Below are 20041 nucleotides of genomic sequence, written 5' to 3' on the forward strand. Positions count from 1 at the left end.
ACAACCGCAACGGGCCCGGGATTACAAGCCTCTTTTTTTTTTAGCTCTCCAGCAATTCCCTGCGCAGGGCTGCCAGATCCGCATCCGGGCGCGGGGTACGCTTGGCGCCTTGCGGGCGCACCCGGCGCGGCATGACGCGGCCGGGCTGCACCTCCTGCGGGCTGTCCGCTTGGGGCGTGCCTTGGGATGCTGCTGCCGGCTCCGCCGCAGCAGAGTGCTCCGCCGGCCCGGCCGCAGCCGCGGCCGGGACAGGCTCCTGCACCGCAGGCGTGCTGCCGTCGCGGGCAGCCGTCACAATGGCCTCCAGCGCCGCAGCAAATCCTTGGGCGCCCGAGGTCTCCCATGCCGTGCTCTCAGGTTCTGCATCCAGCGCCTGGGTCAGCGAGATCGGGCAGACGCCGACAAACTGGCCTTCGGTCTCCCGTGCAACCCTTGTCTGCACCCGCAGCTTGTCCAGCGGCGTCGTCAGCTTGTCGAACCGGGTGATCAGCAGCAGGCTGCGCTGGCGCACCATCTCCGGCACCAGCCCCCAGGCCGCCGCCTCCGACTGCCGCCAGGCCTGGGTCGCATGGGTGCACCACAGAACGCAGTCCACCTCTTCCAGCATCCGTTCCCAGACCTCGGGCGGCATGTTGGGGTCGGAGATGCCGGGAAAGTCGATCAGGTCGCATTCCTCCAGCACCTGCGCCTCGCAGCTGATCTGCACAAAAAGCGTCTCTTCCAGCGGCACTGCTTCCAGCGCCTCCAGCGAGACCGGATGCAGACTGCCGTCCAGCGCCTTGCGCTCGGGCGGTGCCTCTCCTTCGGTGATCCAGACCGGCGGCAGCCGGGTTGCCGTCACCTTCTCCGGCAGGATGCGCCGCCCCAAGAGCAGGTTCGACAGGGTGCTTTTGCCCGCGCTGAACTCGCCCATGATGGCGACACGGGGTTTGCGGTCCAATGGCTGCGGGTTCGTCATGCCGCCGCTCCTTTACGTGCTGCCCGGGCCGGTTCTGCGACCGGCTCCGCGTCCTCTGATGCCAGTTCCTTGAGCAGTAGCTCCAGCAGCTCCGCCCGCTCCTGCTGGGCGCTGATGCCGAACAGGTTATTCAAGTCATTCATGCTGATCCGCGTCTTCTCGGCCACGTCCATCAGCAGCTCCCGCTGCTCGGTGAAGAACGCCATCAGCCGCTCGCGGGCGTCCTGCCGGATCTCCGCCGCCTGCTGTTCCTTCAGCTCATGGATGATCGGTGCCGTCTCCGCCTTGATCAGGTCGTAATAGCCGCTGGCATAGGCGCGGTATCCGCGGCGGCGCTGCCACCAGCCCTTCCACCAGGAGGTCTGCAGGTCCAGCGCGATGGTGGCGCCGATCGCCACCGGCGGCGGCACCTCGGGCACCGCTGCGGGCGCAATGCGGAAATCGCTGACCTGAATAGAGACCGCCTGCTGATAGGTGTCATGGATCGCCGAGGCCGCATCGCTGTAGACCTGTGTGCAGGCCGCCATCAGATTCTTGCGCATCACCTGGTAGCTGGAGCGCAGCAGGATCCGCAGCCCGTCCGGCGCATACTGCCAGGTTTCGTTCTCGCCGTAGTTCTCCAGATGCTGCAGCAGGGAAGCCACCGCCCGTTCCAGGAACTTGTTATGCGCCTGGTCCACCCGCGAGGAGAAGGTGGTGAACACCTGATCCAGCGCGGTGTCCATCTGCGCCATGCTCACGGTTTCCAGCCGCCGCAGCAGCTGGCTCAGCGCGGCGGGCTCTATCACCGAAATCCGGTTGCCGTCGATCCGCATCGACGCCACGGTTGAGGCCGCCTTCATGCTGGACACCTGGTTGGCGGCGCGCTGGCGCACCTCGGACAGCAGCCGCGCACCGGCGCCTTCGGCTATCCGCGCGCCGATGGTTTCAAACAGTTCCGGCACGCCGGACAGCTGCCACATCAGCGCCGGGTCGCTCAGCACATCCTGCCCGTCTGCGCCTGCCTCCGGCCCGGCGTACTGCCGCAGCACGGCAGCGCTGTCCTCGCCCAGCGGATGGGTGTCCGGCGCCAGCGCCGCATTGGCCCACAACGCGCTGCCAAAGACGATCCTGGGATTTTCCGGCCCGTTCATCTTCTCCAGTGTCGCCAGGATGCTGTCGCGGATATCGGGGATCTGGGTCTCGGGGTCCGACAGCTCATCAATCCGGTTGACGAAGATCACGATCCCTTCCGACCGCACGTTGGAGATCATCCGGATCAGCCCCATATCGACTGAGCTCAGCGCCTGCGACGCGGACAGCACCACCACGCACAGGCGGCTGTTGCGCAGCGACTTAATGGTGATCTGCTCGCGCATCAGGAAGGTGTCGTTGACGCCGGGCGTGTCGCGCAGGCACAGCGGCACCGGCAGCGAGGGCAGCGGCAGGAACAGGTCGGCGGATTTGGTGATATCAGCAAACCGGCCCTGCTGGTCGCTGCTGCCCGCCATCTCGAAATCATCGCCCAGGCAGACATAGCGCTGCATCAGGTCGTCATCCAGATGCCGGTAATCATGCTTCTGGCCCAGCAGCAGCTCAAACCGCCGCCCCAGCCGCTTGCGGGTTTTCTCGCGCATTTCCGCAATCTGCGCCTGGATCTTCTGCAGCTCCTCATCAGCGCCCGTCCGCATCGACAGTTCGCCGATCCGGCCGCCGTTGGAAACCAGATGGTCCCATTCATCGCCGTTGAAGAACTGGAAGGAGGCTACCGGGTCGCCATCCTTGCGCGGCGCATTCAGATGCAGCGAGGTGACAACCGAGGTCCAGGGGTTCACATCGGCAGGCAGCAGCCCGGGCCGGGCCACCATCGCATTGACCAGAGAGGTCTTGCCGGATTTGATCTGCCCGATCATCGTGACGCTGGGCTTGAACTCGTCCAGTTCCTTCAGCTGCCGGGCGATCTGGCTGCGGCTGCCCTTGGCTTCCAGCGCCTGAATGTCCAGCAGCAGGTCCTTCAGCTCCACAATCTCGCCTGCAAGCCCGCCCAGGCTGTCATGGCCGTTACGCAAAAAGGGAAAACGACCAAAGCCAGCCGGCTGGCAGTCGGGTGTCTCATCCATAGTGGTAATTTCCTTGTCGGTCTGTGCGAGCAACGAATGAATTCGCGGTCAAAGCTGCCTTCTTTATTTTCTGGTTAACGAACAATCAGCCATCAAAGGCAAAATTGCGGCAGACCGTGGCCGACAACTTGTCTTTGCGTAAAATATTCAGACTTTTTTAACTTTTCACGGGAGTTCCGGGCGGGTTTTGAGCGTCAGCGGTGTGCTGCGCCGGCCACCCGCACGGGATGCGGTGCTACTCGCTCCCGGTCCCGTCTTGCTGCACCGATTGCAGATAGGTGATCAGGCTGCCCAGGGCCTGCGAAACCATCATCGGCTGGCCGTTCGGCAGGGCCAAGGCCACATACTGGTCCTCGTCCAGCGACGGGCCGAACACGGGCATGTCGCCATGGGCGGCAACCGGCTTGCGGCCGTCTATCTGCTTGGCTACCGCCTCAACCGGGAATGCGCCGTTGTTGCGCGCCGCCAGTTGGGTAAGATCCGGCGGTTGCAGCGCCATCATTTCCGCCATCGGCCCCTGGCTTGCTGCGTCCTTGCCGTGGCATTCGGCGCAGAAGTACAGGAACAGGTCCCGCCCCTCACCGGCACCGGATTCCTGCGCCCAGACCGGGCCTGCTGCCATCGCAAGTGTTACTGCCAGCCGTATCAGCATCGCCGTTCTCCTTTGCTCCGGATCCTCTTCCCCGCGCGGCCCGAACCCGGTGCCCGCCGCAGATGATGTGATGATAGCGGCAATCGGGCAGCGCAGAGTTGACTCAGAGCAAGGCGGACCGTGCAGAACCGGACTAGGCTCCGCAGGTGCCGCAACAGGACGGGAGGCCTTGCCATGACCAAAACCGCCGGTGCGCTGCTGGCCGCTGCGGCTGTTCTGCTGGCGGCCGCCGCTGCCTATCTGTTTGTCGCGGACAACGGCGCGGACCTGCCCGAGGGTTTCGTCCAGGGCAACGGCCGGATCGAGGCCGAGCAGGTTGAGATCGCCCCCGCACGGGCGGGCCGGGTGGCCAAGGTGCTGGCCGCCGAGGGCAGCCTGGTGTCAGCCGACAGCATCCTGGTGGAAATGGACACCGATGAGCTGTCGGCGGCGCATGACCGGGCCAAAGCCGAGGCTGCCCTGGCGCGCCAGACCAAGGCCGAGGCGGAAGCGCTGGTTGTCCAGCGCCAGAGCGAGCACCGCCGCGCAGAACATGAGCTGGACCGCGCCACCGCCCTGCTGGCCGGGCACAACATTTCAGAAACCGTGTTTGAGGAACGCGAAACCGCCCACCAGGTCGCCGAGGCGGTTCTGGGCGCGGCCAAGGCGCGGGTCGCCACCGCAGAGGCCCGCATCGCGGCAGCTGAGGCCGAAGTGCGCCGGATCGCCGCGCAGATCGAGGACAGCACCCTCACCGCACCGGTGCCGGGCCGGGTCCTGTACCGGCTGGCGGAACAGGGTGAGGTGGTCGGCGCCGGCGGCCCGATCCTGACGCTCCTGAGCCTTGAAAACATCTACATGGAGGTGTTCCTTCCCGCCCGCGAGGCCGGTCTTCTGCCGATCGGCGCCGAGGCCCGCATCGTGCTGGACGCCCTGCCCGATTACGCCATTCCCGCCGCCGTCACTTTTGTCTCGCCAGAGGCCCAGTTCACGCCCAAGCAGGTGGAAACCCTTAGCGAGCGCGAGCAGCTGGTGTTCCGCGTCCGCGTCCGCATCCCGCAGGATCTGGTGGCGGCGCGGATCGAACATGTGAAAACCGGCCTGCGCGGCATCGCCGTGATCCGGCTCGACACCGCCAAGGAATGGCCCGAAGCGCTGGAGCGGCGCATCCCGCCTGAGCTGTTCGAATGACTTCCCGGGCTGACAGTCCTGGGATACGCATCGCGGAGATCAGCCACCGCTACCGCAAGCATGTGGCACTGGATGGGATCTCCTTGGACCTGCTCCCGGGCCGGCTGGTGGGGCTCATCGGCCCGGACGGGGTAGGCAAGTCGACCCTTCTGGGCCTGATCACCGGCGCCAAGCAACTGCAGGCCGGGTCGATAGATGTGCTTGGCGGCCCGATCGGCAACGCCGCCCATCGGCGCCGCATCTGCTCTGCTATTGCCTTCATGCCGCAGGGGCTGGGCCGCAACCTCTATCCCGAACTGTCCGTGCGCGAAAACCTGGAGTTCTTCTCGCGGCTGTTCGGCCAGGGCGCGGCAGAGCGCGAGGCCCGCATCGCATCCCTCCTCACTGCAACCGGGCTGGCGCCTTTTGAAGACCGGCTGATGGGCAGGCTGTCGGGCGGCATGAAGCAGAAGCTGGGGCTGTGCTGCGCCCTGATCCACGACCCCAAGCTGCTGGTGCTGGATGAACCGACCACCGGCGTTGACCCGCTCTCGCGCCGCCAGTTCTGGGCGCTGATCGGCGCCATCCGGGAGCAAAGCCCCGGCCTCACCGTGCTGGTCTCAACTGCTTATATGGAGGAGGCGCAGAGCTTCGACCGGATCGTCGCCATGGATGCGGGCCGGGTGCTGTACCAGGGCCCGCCGGAAGACTTGCGGGGCGGGGCTGAAGACCTCGAGACAGCCTACCAGCAGCTGCGCGCGCAAGGGAAACCGCCGCCGGTTCAGCTCCAGCCCGCGGCTGCGCACAGCGGCGAACCGGTCATCACCGCCCGCGGCCTGACCCGCCGCTTTGGCGATTTCACTGCGGTTGACCACGTCGATTTCAGCATTGCCCGCGGCGAAATCTTCGGCTTTCTAGGCTCCAACGGCTGCGGCAAGTCGACCACCATGAAAATGCTGACCGGCCTCTTGCCCATCAGTTCCGGCGAGGCGCAGCTGTTCGGCCGGCCGGTGGACGCCAAGAACCGCGCCCTGCGCCGCGAGATCGGCTATATGAGTCAGGCGTTTTCGCTCTATGGCGAACTGACCGTAGAGCAGAACCTGCAGCTGCACGCCCGCATTTTCGGGATCAAAGACCGCGCGGCCCGGGTCGCCGAACTGACCCGGCGCTTCGGCCTCTCGGCGCACAGCGCCTCCCTGGCTGCCGCCCTGCCGCTTGGCATCAAGCAGCGGCTGTCGCTGGCGGTTGCGGTGATCCACCGCCCGCGGGTGCTGATCCTGGACGAACCGACCTCCGGCGTCGACCCGGAGGCCCGGGACATGTTCTGGGCGCTGCTGATTGAGCTGTCGCGCAACGAAGGCGTCACGATCTTTGTCTCCACCCATTTCATGAGCGAGGCCGAACGCTGCGACCGGGTCTCCTTCATGCACGCGGGCAAGGTTCTGGCAGAAGGCACGCCCAAGGCGCTGATGGCATCGCAATCCGCGGACACGCTGGAACAGGCCTTTGTCGCCATCCTCCAGGCCGCCGACCCCCCTGCCCCGGTCTCCGCACCGGAAACCGCCATTCGGGCGAGGGGCAGCGCGGCGGGCGGCCTCAGCCGCGCCCTGGCCTATGCCCGGCGCGAAACGGTCGAGGTCCTGCGCGACCGGGTGCGGCTTGCCTTTGCCTTCCTTGGCTCCGTGATCCTGATGCTGGTATTCTGCTTCGGCATTTCGCTGGACATTGATGAGCTGGACTATGCCGCCCTCGACCTGTCGCAAAGCCCCGAAAGCCGCGCCTATCTGGCGGAGATTTCCGGCTCACGCTACTTCCGCCTCACCCCGCCCCTGTCCAGCGCTGCCGAGGGCCGCAGCCGGCTGGTCTCGGGCGAGGTTTCGCTGGTGATTGAGTTGCCCCCGGATTTCGGCCGCAAGCTGCGCACCGGTGAACCGGCAGAGGTGCTGGCGATTGTCGATGGCGCGATCCCCTTCAAGGGCGAAACGGTGGAGGGCTACGCCGCCGGTCTGCATCAGACATTCCTGACCGCACAGGCCGCCGCCCGCGGCACCCGCCAGCCCGAAATCGCCCGCATAGAGCCGCGGTTCCGCTACAATCAGAGCTTTGAAAGCATCGCCGCGATGGCGCCTGCAATGCCCGCAATCTTGCTGATCATGCTGCCTGCGGTGCTGATGGCAGTCAGCGTCGCGCGGGAAAAGGAGCTGGGCTCGGTCACCAACTTCTACGTCACCCCGACCACCCGGCTGGAGTTCCTGATCGGCAAGCAGATCCCCTATATCGCAATCGCCTATCTGAACTTCCTGCTGCTGACGGCAATGACCATCGCGGTCTTCGGGGTGCCGCTCAAGGGCGACCCGCTGCCGCTGGCCCTTGGCGGGTTGCTCTATGTCTGGGCCGCCACGTCCTACGGGCTGCTGATCGCCACCATGACCTCCAGCCAGGTGGCGGCGACCTTTGCAACCACCATCGCCTCGGTGGTGCCGACAATCCAGTTCTCCGGCCTGCTGCAGCCGGTCTCGACACTGGAGGATGGCGCCCAGACCATCGGCGCGCTGTGGCCGTCGTCTTATTTCCTGCATCTGAACGTCGGCGCCTTCACCAAGGGGCTGGGCTGGGAGGCGCTGCTGCCCGACATCCTGGCGCTGGCCTGCTTCGGGCCGGCCCTCACCCTGCTGGCCGCGCTGGTGCTGCGCGCGCAGGAGAAATAGATGCGGCGGCTCTCCTGCATATTCTGGCTTGGCCTCAAGGAAATGATGAGCCTGCGCCGCGACTGGGTGATGATGGTGCTCCTGGCCTGGTCTTTCACCCTGGCGCCGGTGATGGAGGCGACCGGGGTCGCCACCTCGGTCAACAACGCCTCGATCGCCTTTGCGGATGAGGACAACTCCCCCCTGTCCCGCACCCTGGCCGCCGCCTTCTTCCCGCCCGAGTTCCAGCCGGTGGTGCAGATCGAACCGGGCACCGGTGCCGCCCGGATGGATGCGGGCGATTTTCTGTTCGTCGTCGCTGTACCGCCCGGGTTCGAAAAAGACCTGCGCGCAGGCCGGGGGCCGGAAATCCAGGTGCTGATCGACGCCACCGCAATGGAACAGGCGGGCATCGGCGCCAGCTACATCACCAGCATCCTCAGCACCGAGATCCGCCGCTTTGCCATCGGCGCCGATCTGGCCCAGCCACAGCCGCTGGACATCATCATCCGCAGCGCCTTCAACCCGAACCGCGACACTGTGCGCTTTGCAGGCATCAACGCGCTGATCGGCCAGATCATGTGGCTGACCACCATCCTCACCGGCGCCGCGATGATCCGCGAGCGCGAGCACGGCACCATCGAGCATCTTTTGGCGATGCCGCTGTCACCCTTCGACATTGCGGTTGCCAAGATCTGGGCCAACGCCGCGGTGGTGCTGGCTGCGGCGGCGCTTTCGCTGGGTTTTGTCATGCAGGGGGTGCTGGACATCACCATCGCGGGGTCCTCGGTGCTGTTCCTATGCGGTACCGCGCTGTTCCTGTTCACCGCAACCGCGCTGGGAGTGTTCCTGGCAACCATCGCGCGCTCGATGGCGCAGTTTGCGCTGCTGGTGATGCTGACCATCCTGCCGATGCTGATGCTGTCGGGCGGCGAAACCCCGGTGGAAAGCCAGCCCGCCTGGCTGCAGGCCGCCACCACCCTCCTGCCCTCGCGCCACTACATGGCCGCCAGCCAGGCCATCGTCTTCAAGGGTGCGGGGTTCCAGACCGTCTGGCCAGAATTCCTGTGGATGGCGCTGCTGGGCGCGGCCCTGCTGGCGACCAGCCTGGTGCTGTTCCGCCGCTCAGTGGCGCAGGACGGCTAACGTATCACAACCACGGTGCATTTGGCATGGCGCACCACCCGCGCCGCGGTCGAGCCCAGGAAGTAATCCTGCAGACCCGGCCGGTGCGAGGCGATGACGATGCAGTCGGCGCCATGCGCGTCAGCGTAATCGGTGATCGTGCGCCCGGCATGGCCGGTGACCAAGTCCGTCTCAACGTCCGTAACCCCGCCCAGATCCGCCTTCAGCTCTGCCAGCATCTCGGCGAGGGTGTTTTCCAGCAGACCCTTGGGCAGCTGCTGAACCACATAGCCGGGGATCTCGTCGGCCACGGTCAGCGCGGTGATCCTGGCATCACTGTCGGCCAGCAGGCGGGCAGCCTCCAGCGACCGGGCCGTATTGGCACCGTGATCCGGGGCAATCGGAACCAGAATATGCTTGTACATCGCATTCCTCCTCTGATGCAGCCCGAGTCTATGCCGGTTCGCAGCGGCCCGCCTTGACACAGGTTAGCCGCCCCCGCGGCAGCGGATTGATCCGGATCATGGCAACCGCCTGCAAAACTGCTCTAATGGTGAACGCGGTGTGCATGCCCGCCTGCCGCGAACCAGCTGCCGGAGGCCCGCCATGCAACGCCAAACCTCTCTCTTCGTGCTCGCCCCTGACACCAGCAATGAAGCCATCGCCGCCGCCGCCGAGGCGGCGCAAGCCCAGGACGCCTATCTCGCCTGCCTGCTTTTGGACAGCCTGCCCGCCAGGCCATATTTCGTTTACAGTGCGACGGGGTTCGGCGCGGCTGCAATGCCTGCGGACTGGGTTGATCATTTGCGGGACGCACGTCAGGCGGCAGAAACCCGCGCTGCAGAGGTGAACGATCTCCTCACGCGCAACATCTGTTCCGGCGATGTGCACTATGCGGTGTGCGCCGGCGCCGACATCCGGCAGCTATGCGCCCAGCGGGCCAAGACCTGCGATTTTGCGCAATTTGCCGATGACCTCAGAACCCGCGACGACGTCTTCCGCGACGCTCTGCACGGCTTGCTGTTCCAGTCGCCGGTTCCGGTCATCGTGAATGGCTCGCCTTTTGCCAGCTTCAGCCGCGTCTTCCTCGCCTGGGACAGCAGCCTTGCCGCCTCCCGCGCCGCCCATGCAGCCCTGCCCTATCTGCGCCACGCTGACGAGGTCGTGATCGGCTGCTTTGAAACCAGCACCTCCGATCAGCGCGGCGATGAGGATCCGGGCACCGATGCCGCCGCCTGGCTCAGCCACCAGGGCTGCAAGGTGACCGTGTCGCAGTTCCCCGGCGGCGGGCAGGATGTCGGCCACGGCATTCAGCAGCGCGCGCGCGAGGCCGGGGCCGGGCTGGTGGTGATGGGCGCCTATGGCCATTCCCGCCTGCGCGAGGCAGTATTCGGCGGCACCACCCGCACGATGATCGAGCAGACGGACCTGCCGGTCCTGTTTGCCCACTGACGCCCGCTGCCCCCTAGCCCATGACCTCAGGAGCCGCCCTATGACCAGCCAGGCCCCGTTTGATGCCTACAAGCCTGCTGAAATCGCAAACCTGGCAGAGACCGCCGGAACCGCCAAGGCCCGGCTGCCGCTGCCGCAGATGTTCGTGCTGGCGATGCTGGCGGGCGCTTTCATCGGTTTTGGCGCGGCGGCCTATACCATGACCCTGACCGGTGCATCCCCCGTCACAGGGCCGGTCCGGGTGCTGGGCGGGGCGGTGTTCTCGCTCGGCCTGATCCTGGTGGTGATCGCCGGGGCAGAGCTGTTCACCGGCAATGTGCTGATGGTGATCGCCGCGGTGGACCGCAAGATTCCGCTGCGCCTGCTGCTGCGCAGCTGGGGCGTGGTCTATGCCGGCAATCTGGCAGGCGCCGCCGGACTGGCCGCCGCATTTGCCTTTACCGGGCTGCTGGACGGCCCGATGGGCGCAACCGCCGCCGGGATCGCAGAGGCCAAGGCCGGCCTTGGCCCGCTTGAGGCCTTTGTGCGCGGCGCGCTGTGCAACGCCCTGGTCTGCCTCGCCGTCTGGCTGTCCTTCGCCGCCCGCACCGCCGCCGGCAAGGTGCTGGCCATCCTCTGGCCGATCACCGCCTTTGTGCTGTTGGGGCTCGAACACTCGATTGCCAACATGTATTTCTTCCCGCAGGCGTGGGCAGCGGGAGCGGACATTCCGCTTTCTGCGGCAGCCGCCAATCTGTTCTGGGTCACCCTCGGCAACATCGCAGGCGGCGCGGGCGGGGTCGCCCTGGCCTACTGGTTTGCCTTCCTGGGAGGCTCTGCGCAGCGCCAGCCTGAACAGCCGACTGAGCAAAGCCGCTGACGCCGCCGCCTTATTCTGCCTTGCGGTCTGGCAGCCGGATCTCCTGCAGCACCGCCAGATAGCCCGTCAGGTCAGACAAGGTGACCACCCCCAGCAGCTGGCGCTCCTCTGCCACCAGGAATTTGCGCCGCCCGGTGGAGGAGATCTTTGCCATCAGCTCCGCAGCCGGCATTTCAGGGCCGACCGTATTGTCCGCATCCGCCGGAACATAGACGTCGCCGACATGGGTTTCCGCCCAGTCCGCGCGCGGGGTCTGCGCCAGCAGGCTGGTATCTGCATAGCCCAGCAGCACGTCGCCCAGCACCACCGGCACAAAGCTTTTGCGGCCGCTTAGCATCACGTCATCCGCAAGGTATTGCAGGCTGACCTCCGGCTGCACCGAAATCACATGACGTGTCATCAGAGCGGCAACCGTCTTGCCCTTGAACGCAGCCTCCTGCAGCTGGCGGGCATAGGTGCCCTTGGCCGCCGCTAGCACAAACACCCCGATCAGCACCTGCCACAGCGACGCGACCGGATTGCCGGAAAACAGCCCGATGACACCAAAGAGGATCAGCGCATAGGCAAAATAGCTGCTGATCTTCGTGGCGGTGGCGGTCGCCTGCAGCAGGTCGCGGCTGCGGCTCCACAGAAAGGCGCGGAAGATCCGCCCGCCATCCAGCGGAAAGGCCGGCAGCAGATTGAACACCGCCAGCACCAGGTTGATCAGCGCCAGGTAGTCCAGCACAGGGTTCAGCGCCATCCCCGGCGCAAGCCACCCGCCCATCTGCGCCAGCAGCCAGAAGCCAAAGGCCAGCGCAAAGCTCATCAGCGGGCCGGCAATGGCAATCCAGAACTCGCTGGCGGCGGTCTTCGGCTCCGATCCCAGCTCGGCAACGCCGCCGAAGATGAACAGGGTGATCCCCTTGATCTCAACCCCGAAGCGGCGGGCCACCACCGAATGGGACATCTCGTGCAGGATCAGCGAGCCGAAAAACCCCAGCATCGCCAGCAGCGCCAGGGTCAGATAGACGCTGCCGCCGGCACCGGGATACACCATCGGAAAATACTGCGACGACAGGCTCCAGGTGATCAGCGCGGCAATCAGCGCCCAGCTCGGATCAATCCTGATGTCAAACCCCTGCAGGGTGGCGATTTTGATGGCATTTGAAAACATATGCGTCCCTCCGGTCATCAGCTTATGGCCAAACCGCCCCGCCCCCCTTGATCCGGCTCAAACCCGGAACAGGCTGCCCGCCAGATAGGCCACGGCGGCAGCGCAGGAGCCGATGGCCAGCGTTTCCAGCCCGGATTTCCACCAGGGCGCCAGCGACCAGACGCTCTTGCTGGCGCCGATGCCGAAAAACACCGCCCCGGTGGCAATCGCCGCCGTCAGGAACGGATCGGGCAGCCCCAGCATGAAGGGCAAGAGCGGCACGATGCCCGCGGCCATAAAGGCGGCAAAAGTGGTCAGCGCCGCCGCCACCGGGTTGGGCTCGGCCGGCGCCAGCCCGTATTCGCTGGTCAGCATCACAGAGATCCACTTCTCCGGCTTGGCGGCCACGGACCGCACCGCCCCTTCCAGCACCTCGCCGCTCAGCCCCAGTTCCTGGAATATCTGGCGCAGCTCCTCGCGCTCGCCCTCCGGATATTCGCGGATATGGCGCTTCTCCACCTTATAAAGCCGCCGCCGGTCGTCCAGATCCGCCTTGGTGCCCAGGTAATTGGCCGCCGCCATGGAAAACCCGTCCGCCAGCACGTTGGCAATGCCCAGGGCAATGATCACACCTTGCGAAAACCCGGCCCCCTCGACGCCCGCGGCAATCGCAAAGGTGGTGACTGCGCCGTCGATACCGCCATAGACCGCGTCCCGCAGCCGCCCGGTGCCGTTGCTGCCCGCAAGCCGCCGCGCGATGTCCTCCTTGCTGTGCCCGTGATCGCCCTTCATGCCCGCAGCATGGCCCGGAACGGCAAAACCCGCATTGAGGGAGGTCAAGCCGCCGCCGCAGCCCGCCTGGTCCGGCGGCTGGCGAGATAGCGCAGGGTTTTCAGCACCTCCGGCACCACCAGGATCGGCAGCACCAGCAGCGCGATCAGCCCCCAGTGCTCCGCCTGCAGCGGCACCGTATGCAGCAGCACCTGCAGCGGCGGCCAGTACACTGCCGCAACCTGCGCCCCGATGGTCACCGCCAGCGCCGCCAGCAGCAGCGGATTGCTGAACACCCCGATTCGCCAGCACGGCAGATGCAGCGAACGGAAGGCAAAGACGCTCGCCTTCTCAAACACCACCATGGCAGTAAAGGCGGCGGTGCGGGCCAGATCCTCGTTGCCGTCCAAGAGATGCAGGAACAGCCACAGGCTGGCCAGCCCGGTATAAAGCCCCAGCGCCAGAATGGTCAGCAGACCGGCCTGTCCCACAATCGGCGCGTCCTTCCGGCGCGGCGGATGCTCCATCTGATCCGGCTCGCCCTTCTCCAGCCCCAACGCCACCGCCGTCACCCCGTCGGTGACCAGGTTCATCCACAGGATCTGGGTCGCCAGAAAGATCAGCGGCCCGCCGATCAGGATATTGATCAAGAGCGCAATCACCTCCCCCGCGTTGGAGGACAAGAGGTAGCGCACGAACTTGCGCACATTGGTGAACTGCCGCCGCCCCTCGCCGATGGCGCGGACGATGGTGGCAAAATTATCATCCAGCAGCACCAGGTCAGAGGCATCCTTGGCCACATCCGTCCCCCGCACCCCCATCGAAACGCCGATATCGGCCTGCTTCAGGGCCGGCGCATCGTTCACCCCGTCCCCGGTCATCGCCACGATCTGATGCTGCCCCTGCAGCGCCGAGACGATCCGCATCTTGTGGGCGGGCCTTGTGCGGGCAAACAGCACATCCTGCTGCAACAGCCGGTCCAGCTCCGCATCCTCCAGCGCCTCCAGCGCATCGCCGGTCAGGGTCTTTCCCGCCGGCAGGCCCAGCTGGGCAGCAATTGCCTTGGCAGTCAGCGGGCTGTCACCGGTGATCATGATCACCCGGATGCCCGCCGCCCGCGCCGCGCCGATGGCGTCGCGCACTTCGGGCCGCGGCGGGTCAATCAGCCCCGCCAGCCCGAGGAAGGTCATGTCCTTTTCCTCGATCCCGCCGCCCTGCGCCGCGCCGGCTGCCAGGCCGATCACCCGCAGCCCTTCTGCGGCCATCGCCTCATAAGCGCCGATGATGGCGGCCCGCTCCTCCGGATCCAGCCTGCGCGGGCCGTCCTGGGTCAGCACCTCCGTGCAGATGTCCAGAACCTGCTCCGGCGCGCCCTTGGTCAGGACCTTTTCGCCGCCGCCACTGCGCGCGAGCACACTCATCCGCTTGCGCTCGCTGCTGAAGGGGATCTCCGCCACCACCGCATCCGGCGGCGGCAGCGCTGCCCAGCCCTTGTAGCCCAATGTGACCAGCGCCCCCTCGGTCGGGGCGCCGGTCATCTGCCAGTGGTCGCCCTCCTGGTGCAGGCTCGCGTGGGTGCAGGTCAGCCCCGCTTCCAGCAGCTCTGCCAGCACCGCATCCTCCCGCGCGCCGGTAACGGCGCCGTTCCAGGCGATATGGCCCGCCGGGTCATAGCCGGTGCCGGTCACCTGATAGCTGCGGTCCAGCGTCCAGACCCGCGTCACGGTCATCTTGTTTTCAGTCAGGGTGCCGGTCTTGTCGGTGCAGATGACCGAGGCCGCGCCCAGCGTTTCCACCGCCTGCAGACGCCGCGCCAAGGCTTTCTGGCGCACCATTGCCGCCGCCCCCAGCGCCAGGGTGATGGTGACCACCGCAGGCAGCCCCTCGGGCACCATCGCCACCGACAGCGACAGGCCGGTCATGAACATCTCCGCCGCGTCCCGCCCCATATACAGCCCCAGCGCCAGGATCGCCGCCGCCACCGCCAGCGCCGCAAAACCCAGCTGCCGCGCCAGCCGGCCCAGCTGCACCTGCAGATTGGTCTTCTTCAGGCCCACCGCCCCGGTCAGCGCCGCAATCTCGCCAAAGGCGGTGCGCGCGCCGGTTGCGGTGACCACCGCTATCGCGCGGCCTGCCGCCACCACCGTGCCGGCAAACACCTCTGCAGTATCTGTGCCGGGCGCCTTGTCCACCGGAACCGATTCCCCGGTCAGCGCGCTTTCATCCAGCCGCAGCCCGGCGGCTTCCTCCAGATGCGCGTCAGCAGGCACCCGGACGCCCGCCTCCAGGATGATCAGATCGCCCGGCACCAGCTCGCGTGCCTCGATCACCTGCTCGCGCCCGTCGCGCACCGCCAGCGCCTGCGGCGACAGCATGCTGCGCAGGCTTTCCAGCGCGGTCTCCGCCCGCCATTCCTGCACAAAGCCAAGGATCCCGTTCAGACCGATCACCAGCCCGATCGCCAGCGTGTCCGTATACTCGCCCAGCGTGAAGGCGATGATCCCCGCAGCGATCAGGATCAGCACCAGGAAATTGCTGAACTGGCGCAGGAACACTTGCAGCGGACCGGTCCGCCTGCCCCGCGGCAGCTCATTCCATCCATACGTCCGCCGCGCCGCTTCCGCCTGCTGCCGCGTCAGCCCGCTGAGCCGCCCGCCACTACTGTCCTGAACCGGGTTTGCCATGCGCTTTGCCCTCCGCTGCCGCCTCCGGCCGCCGTTTCCAGCCTGCCGCAACTTTGGCCCCTCCGGCAACTGCGCCAACGCCGCAGGGGGTCACTCCGAATGCGAACCGGAACACAAACCGGAACTCAAAGCGGAACAGAATCAGCATATGGCACCATATAACATTTATAAAGCAATGATAATAATACGATTTCACCCTATTCCCCGGCGACCGGAATCGGGCTATAAAACGGAATTTGAACAGGAACAAAACGGGCGTCACACCCCGGGATCGGAACAGGGGCAATACATGGCGGCGGACAGGCCAACCAACTTGGCGGATGATGGCGAGCCGATCACCATTGTTGAGCCGCTGATCCCCGAAGAAGCCTCCCGGCACCGCCCTGCCCTCAACGATCTGGCGGTGGAGCTGGCAATGGCCTCCTCAGCCCTGCGCGCCGCCCTGCCAGAGGCCGTCCGCACCCCGCTGGCCGGCCTGGTGCGGTCGATGAACTGCTACTACTCGAACCTGATCGAGGGGCACAACACCCACCCGGTCGATATCGAACGCGCGCTCAACCAGGATTTCAGCCAGGATCAGGCCAAGCGTGATCTGCAGCTGGAGGCGGTCGCCCATATCGCGGTGCAGAAATGGATCGACGAGGGCGGGCTGCCCGGCCACCCGCTCGAGCCTGCGGTGCTGCAGGAGATCCACCGCCGGTTCTGCGAAAACCTGCCCGGCAGCCTGCTGGTCACACGCAGCCCGGACGGCACGGAGACCCGGATCATCCCCGGCGCTTTCCGCACGGATTATGTGCAGGTGGGCAAGCACGTCGCCCCCAGCCCCGGTGCGGTGGCGCGGCTGCTGGCCCATATGCGCAAGATGTACGGCACCCAGGGCCGCAGCGGCGCGATCATCGCCACCGCCTGCGCCCATCACCGGCTGGTCTGGGTGCACCCCTTCCTCGACCTGAACGGGCGGGTGTCGCGCATGGTGGCCCATGCGATGCTGCGCCAGAACGTGAACTCCGAGGGCCTGTGGTCCGCCTCCCGCGGCCTCGCCCGCAAGGAGGCCGAGTACAAGCAGCGCCTGATGGCCGCCGATGAACCCCGCCACGGCGGCGCCGACGGGCGCGGCAGCCTGTCGGAGCAGCGGCTGGCGGAGTTTGCCGCCTTCTTCCTGGAAACCGCGCTCGATCAGGTCCGCTTCATGGAGCAGCTGATGCAGCCGCAGGCCCTGCGCGCCCGGGTTGAGGCCTGGTGCCAGCAGGAAATCAAGGCAGGCCGCCTGTTGACCGGCGCCGAAACCGTCATGCGGGAGGCTCTAACACTGGGCAAACTGGAACGCGGCAGCGTGCACGGCTTGCTTGGCGTCAGCGACCGCCAGGCCCGCAAGGTGACCGCCGGATTGCTGACGGCCGGCGCCCTGGCATCGCCAACCCAGCGCGCGCCCTTGCAGCTGACCTTCCCGGCCACCCTGGCAGGGGACTGGATGCCCGGCCTGTTTCCCAGCCGCTGACGCCGCGCCCCCTGCCCGCCCGGCAGCCGCCAACTATAGAAAACGCTTGCACGAATCCCGCTCTTTGGCCAATAGTCACGGAAAAGAGGCGGCAAACGCCAAATTCCGTGAACACGCCAGACGGCAGAGGCACGGCAAAAAGGCAGAGCGGCAGACGGCAGGCACATAGGGCAGATGGATCATACATACACACCTGAGGATCTCAATGCGGTGATCCGCCAGCATTCCGAATGGATTGCGGCCCAGCTGCATGCGCAGCGCGAAAGCCTGTTCCCCCCGAACGCCTCCAAAACCATGCGCAAATTCACCTCCGGCGAGGCCGCGGCCCTGCTGGGCGTGAATGATTCCTACCTGCGCAAGCTGCATCTGGACGGCAAGGGCCCCTCGCCTGAGCTGACCGCCGGCAACCGCCGCCAGTATTCCGCCGAGGACATCCAGGAGCTGCGCGTGCTGCTGGAAAAAACCGCCCGTAAGCCCGGCGATTACCTGCCCGGCCGCCGCGAAAATGATCACATGCAGATCATCGGCGTGATGAATTTCAAGGGCGGCTCCGGCAAGACCACCACCTCCGCCCATCTGGCGCAGCGCCTCGCGCTAAAGGGCTACCGGGTGCTGGCGATCGACCTCGACCCGCAGGCGTCGCTGACCGCATTGCACGGCGTCCAGCCCGAATTCGACCTCAAGGACGGCGGCACGCTGTATGACGCCATCCGCTATGACGACCCGGCGCCGATCTCCTCGGTGATCCGCAAGACCTATATCCCGAACCTCGACCTGATCCCCGGCAACCTCGAACTGATGGAGTTTGAGCATGACACCCCCCGCGCCCTCGCGCAGGGCAGCGCCGGATTGTTCTTTTTCCGGGTCAAAGAGGCTCTAACACAGGTCGATTCCGACTATGACGTGGTGGTGATCGACTGCCCGCCGCAGCTCGGCTTCCTGACCATGTCGGCACTTTCCGCCGCCACCGGCGTCTTGGTGACGATCCACCCGGAAATGCTCGACGTGATGTCGATGTCGCAATTCCTGCGCATGACCGCCGACCTGATGGACGTGATCGCGCAAAGCGGCGCCGACATGAGCCACGACTGGATGCGCTACCTGCTCACCCGCTACGAGCCGTCGGACGCGCCGCAGAACCGGATCGTTGCCTTTCTGCGCACCATGTACGGCGACAAGGTGCTGAACGCGCCGATGCTGAAATCCACCGCAATCTCCGACGCGGGCCTCACAAAACAGACTCTATACGAGGTCGAACGCAGCGCCTTCACCCGCTCCACCTACGACCGCGCGGTCGAAAGCCTGAACGCGGTCAACGACGAAATCAGCCAGCTCATTCAGGAAACCTGGGGGCGCACATGACCAGCAAGAAATCCCGCCTCTCGATGCTCGACAGCCTGGCCGCGGCCGGCGCGCCAGTCTCCTCCCCTGCCCCGGCGACGCCGATGATGTCCAGCAACCGCGCCCTGCGCTCGGCCCGCGACGCGGTGGATTCGCACCGGGTCTGGGATCTTGAGCCGCATCAGATCGAGGACACCCGCGTCCACGACCGGCTCGACCCGAACGACATCCACGACCTGCGCGACGCGATTGAGGCGAACGGCCAGACCGTGCCGATCCTGGTGCGCCGCCACCCGTCCGAGACCGACCGTTACCTGCTGGTCTACGGCCGCCGCCGGCTGGAGGCGATCCGCGCCTCCGACAAGGTGACCAAGGTCCGCGCCCTGGTCGCCACTTTGGATGATGACGCCGCCGTGCGTGCGCAGATTTCCGAAAACATGGCGCGCCGCGACCTCAGTTTCATCGAAAAGGCGCTGTTCGCGCAGGAACTGGTCGAAAACGGCTTCGGCAACCAATCGCAGGTTGCCGAGGTGCTGACCGTCACCAAATCCTCCGTCTCCATGGCCATCGCCATTGCCGAAGCGGTGGGCCCCGATCTGATCCGCGCCATCGGCCCGGCCCTGGGCATCGGCCGCCCCCGCTGGGACGCGCTGGCCAAGGCAATTGCCGCCAGCGGCACCAGTCAGGAGGGGCTGATTGCCATCGCCCAGAAAGAATACGACGATTTCACCATGCGCGCCGTCAACGGCACCGCCGAGGCCGAACCCGCCGACCCGTCGGTGCTGGCGTTTGAGGCGGTGTTCAGCGCCGTTGCCTCCGCCCCTGCCCCGCAGAAACCGGCCAAACCCTCCAAGGCGCGCACCCTCAGCCAGCCGCTGACCGTGGATGGCCTGCGCAGCGCCACCCTGCGCCGCACCGCCAAGGGCGTCAGCCTGGAACTTCCCGGCGGCGGCTTTGCCGACTGGCTGGAGGCTGAGGCGCAAACACTGATTGAAGAGCTTCACGCGCGCTGGCAGTCGCGCGGCGAAGAATAAATGATAACAACAACTTAGGAGGCACAGAGCAGGCAAAAAAGAAGGCCCCGCAAAACCGAAGCTCCACGAGACCAACTTGTTTCTAGCACCCTCAAGTTAGTGGCCGGAGCCTGTGACCGCAAGTCCAAAGCGATTCGCGGGCCGCTGTTTTTTTGTCTTTCGTGATGATGACATGGGATATATGCCCCTCACGCCTTTCGGGCGAACGGTGGATGCTGTCCTGCTGAAACACCAGCAGGCCGCCGCCGCGCACTCCCCTATGCTCAGCCCTGTCAGCAAATGGGACGCGCTGCGCGAACTGGCAGCAGCCCGCAAGATCTATGGCCTGAATGACCGCGACCTCTCCGTCCTGCAGGCGCTGATCAGCTTCCTGCCCGGCACAGACGTGGACCCGCAGCCCGGCGTCACCGTTGTGCACCCTTCCAACCGGGCAATCTGCGAGCGTCTGAACGGGATGCCAAACTCCACCATGCGCCGCCACATGGCCAAGCTGGTGGCCGCAGGCATCCTGATCCGCCGCGACAGCCCCAACGGCAAGCGCTACGTGCGCCGCTCTCAGGGCGAAGGCGTGGCCTATGGGTTTGACCTGTCTCCCCT

16 protein-coding genes are annotated in these 20041 nt (G+C 66.1%); 9 read left to right on the plus strand and 7 right to left on the minus strand.

Annotated elements, in window-relative coordinates; genetic code table 11:
- Window positions 1–40: 40 nt before the first annotated feature.
- The 3 genes from RA26_RS21460 to RA26_RS21470 form a co-directional block, all read right to left on the minus strand.
- The gene (locus tag RA26_RS21460; protein WP_052272533.1) at window positions 41–958 is read right to left on the minus strand and encodes a dynamin family protein; all 918 of its coding nucleotides are present in this window, start codon (window positions 956–958) and stop codon (window positions 41–43) included.
- Complete coding sequence (locus RA26_RS21465; protein WP_052272534.1) at window positions 955–3057, minus strand: dynamin family protein; 2103 nt, start codon at window positions 3055–3057, stop codon at window positions 955–957. The genes RA26_RS21460 and RA26_RS21465 overlap by 4 nt, the downstream gene beginning before the upstream one ends.
- Before the next feature lie 235 nt (window positions 3058–3292).
- Entirely contained in the window at window positions 3293–3709 is a 417-nt protein-coding gene (locus RA26_RS21470) for a c-type cytochrome (protein ID WP_039187425.1), read from the minus strand.
- Window positions 3710–3883: 174 nt separating this feature from the next.
- Here RA26_RS21470 and RA26_RS21475 point away from each other — a divergent pair, with 174 nt between their 5' ends.
- Genes RA26_RS21475 through RA26_RS21485 form a run of 3 tightly spaced genes read left to right on the plus strand, consistent with a single transcriptional unit; the run spans window position 3884 to window position 8691 of the window.
- Window positions 3884–4879 carry an HlyD family secretion protein gene (locus RA26_RS21475; RefSeq protein WP_039187426.1) on the plus strand — a complete coding sequence of 332 codons (996 nt, stop codon included), beginning with the start codon at window positions 3884–3886 and terminating at the stop codon, window positions 4877–4879.
- Window positions 4876–7566 carry a ribosome-associated ATPase/putative transporter RbbA gene (gene rbbA / locus RA26_RS21480; protein WP_039187427.1) on the plus strand — a complete coding sequence of 897 codons (2691 nt, stop codon included), beginning with the start codon at window positions 4876–4878 and terminating at the stop codon, window positions 7564–7566. The genes RA26_RS21475 and rbbA overlap by 4 nt, the downstream gene beginning before the upstream one ends.
- Window positions 7567–8691 carry an ABC transporter permease gene (locus tag RA26_RS21485; RefSeq protein ID WP_039187429.1) on the plus strand — a complete coding sequence of 375 codons (1125 nt, stop codon included), beginning with the start codon at window positions 7567–7569 and terminating at the stop codon, window positions 8689–8691.
- On the opposite strand, the gene RA26_RS21490 is transcribed toward RA26_RS21485, so the two are convergent.
- The gene (locus RA26_RS21490) at window positions 8688–9095 is read right to left on the minus strand and encodes a universal stress protein (RefSeq protein WP_039187431.1); all 408 of its coding nucleotides are present in this window, start codon (window positions 9093–9095) and stop codon (window positions 8688–8690) included. The genes RA26_RS21485 and RA26_RS21490 overlap by 4 nt on opposite strands.
- A 181-nt stretch (window positions 9096–9276) precedes the next feature.
- Here RA26_RS21490 and RA26_RS21495 point away from each other — a divergent pair, with 181 nt between their 5' ends.
- Window positions 9277–10122, plus strand: a complete 846-nt coding sequence (locus RA26_RS21495; RefSeq protein ID WP_039187433.1) for a universal stress protein — start codon at window positions 9277–9279, stop codon at window positions 10120–10122.
- Window positions 10123–10162: 40 nt separating this feature from the next.
- Window positions 10163–10981, plus strand: coding sequence for a formate/nitrite transporter family protein (locus RA26_RS21500; protein ID WP_039187435.1), 819 nt, complete (start codon window positions 10163–10165; stop codon window positions 10979–10981).
- Between the two features lie 10 nt (window positions 10982–10991).
- Here RA26_RS21500 and RA26_RS21505 read toward each other — a convergent pair whose 3' ends face one another.
- Genes RA26_RS21505 through RA26_RS21515 form a run of 3 tightly spaced genes read right to left on the minus strand, consistent with a single transcriptional unit; the run spans window position 10992 to window position 15571 of the window.
- A complete protein-coding gene (locus RA26_RS21505; RefSeq protein ID WP_039187437.1) occupies window positions 10992–12137 on the minus strand; it encodes a site-2 protease family protein in 1146 nt (381 codons plus the stop codon).
- Between the two features lie 57 nt (window positions 12138–12194).
- A complete protein-coding gene (locus RA26_RS21510; protein WP_039187466.1) occupies window positions 12195–12908 on the minus strand; it encodes a VIT1/CCC1 transporter family protein in 714 nt (237 codons plus the stop codon).
- 44 nt (window positions 12909–12952) lie between these two features.
- A complete protein-coding gene (locus RA26_RS21515) occupies window positions 12953–15571 on the minus strand; it encodes a cation-translocating P-type ATPase (protein WP_039187439.1) in 2619 nt (872 codons plus the stop codon).
- Window positions 15572–15860: 289 nt separating this feature from the next.
- Between RA26_RS21515 and RA26_RS21520 the strand changes: the two genes are divergently transcribed.
- From RA26_RS21520 to repC, 4 genes are all read left to right on the plus strand, one after another.
- Window positions 15861–17069: a Fic family protein gene (locus RA26_RS21520; RefSeq protein ID WP_039187441.1), complete on the plus strand. Its 1209-nt coding sequence runs from the start codon at window positions 15861–15863 to the stop codon at window positions 17067–17069.
- Between the two features lie 174 nt (window positions 17070–17243).
- Entirely contained in the window at window positions 17244–18431 is a 1188-nt protein-coding gene (gene repA / locus RA26_RS21525; protein ID WP_039187443.1) for a plasmid partitioning protein RepA, read from the plus strand.
- Window positions 18428–19444, plus strand: a complete 1017-nt coding sequence (repB, locus tag RA26_RS21530; RefSeq protein WP_039187445.1) for a plasmid partitioning protein RepB — start codon at window positions 18428–18430, stop codon at window positions 19442–19444. The genes repA and repB overlap by 4 nt, the downstream gene beginning before the upstream one ends.
- Before the next feature lie 181 nt (window positions 19445–19625).
- Window positions 19626–20041: plasmid replication protein RepC (gene repC / locus RA26_RS21535; protein ID WP_275041650.1), on the plus strand; the 416-nt coding region annotated here is incomplete at its 3' end.

The sequence above is a fragment of the Leisingera sp. ANG-M7 genome (assembly GCF_000813965.1).
Lineage (GTDB): Bacteria > Pseudomonadota > Alphaproteobacteria > Rhodobacterales > Rhodobacteraceae > Leisingera.

What these genes read in the sequence shown, in the direction of transcription:
- RA26_RS21460 (WP_052272533.1), bottom strand. Translation starts at nt 958, where the DNA reads ATGACGAACCCGCAGCCATTGGACCGCAAACCCCGTGTCGCCATCATG.
- RA26_RS21465 (WP_052272534.1), bottom strand. Translation starts at nt 3,057, where the DNA reads ATGGATGAGACACCCGACTGCCAGCCGGCTGGCTTTGGTCGTTTTCCC.
- RA26_RS21470 (WP_039187425.1), bottom strand. Translation starts at nt 3,709, where the DNA reads ATGCTGATACGGCTGGCAGTAACACTTGCGATGGCAGCAGGCCCGGTC.
- RA26_RS21475 (WP_039187426.1), top strand. Translation starts at nt 3,884, where the DNA reads ATGACCAAAACCGCCGGTGCGCTGCTGGCCGCTGCGGCTGTTCTGCTG.
- rbbA (WP_039187427.1), top strand. Translation starts at nt 4,876, where the DNA reads ATGACTTCCCGGGCTGACAGTCCTGGGATACGCATCGCGGAGATCAGC.
- RA26_RS21485 (WP_039187429.1), top strand. Translation starts at nt 7,567, where the DNA reads ATGCGGCGGCTCTCCTGCATATTCTGGCTTGGCCTCAAGGAAATGATG.
- RA26_RS21490 (WP_039187431.1), bottom strand. Translation starts at nt 9,095, where the DNA reads ATGTACAAGCATATTCTGGTTCCGATTGCCCCGGATCACGGTGCCAAT.
- RA26_RS21495 (WP_039187433.1), top strand. Translation starts at nt 9,277, where the DNA reads ATGCAACGCCAAACCTCTCTCTTCGTGCTCGCCCCTGACACCAGCAAT.
- RA26_RS21500 (WP_039187435.1), top strand. Translation starts at nt 10,163, where the DNA reads ATGACCAGCCAGGCCCCGTTTGATGCCTACAAGCCTGCTGAAATCGCA.
- RA26_RS21505 (WP_039187437.1), bottom strand. Translation starts at nt 12,137, where the DNA reads ATGTTTTCAAATGCCATCAAAATCGCCACCCTGCAGGGGTTTGACATC.
- RA26_RS21510 (WP_039187466.1), bottom strand. Translation starts at nt 12,908, where the DNA reads ATGAAGGGCGATCACGGGCACAGCAAGGAGGACATCGCGCGGCGGCTT.
- RA26_RS21515 (WP_039187439.1), bottom strand. Translation starts at nt 15,571, where the DNA reads ATGGCAAACCCGGTTCAGGACAGTAGTGGCGGGCGGCTCAGCGGGCTG.
- RA26_RS21520 (WP_039187441.1), top strand. Translation starts at nt 15,861, where the DNA reads ATGGCGGCGGACAGGCCAACCAACTTGGCGGATGATGGCGAGCCGATC.
- repA (WP_039187443.1), top strand. Translation starts at nt 17,244, where the DNA reads ATGGATCATACATACACACCTGAGGATCTCAATGCGGTGATCCGCCAG.
- repB (WP_039187445.1), top strand. Translation starts at nt 18,428, where the DNA reads ATGACCAGCAAGAAATCCCGCCTCTCGATGCTCGACAGCCTGGCCGCG.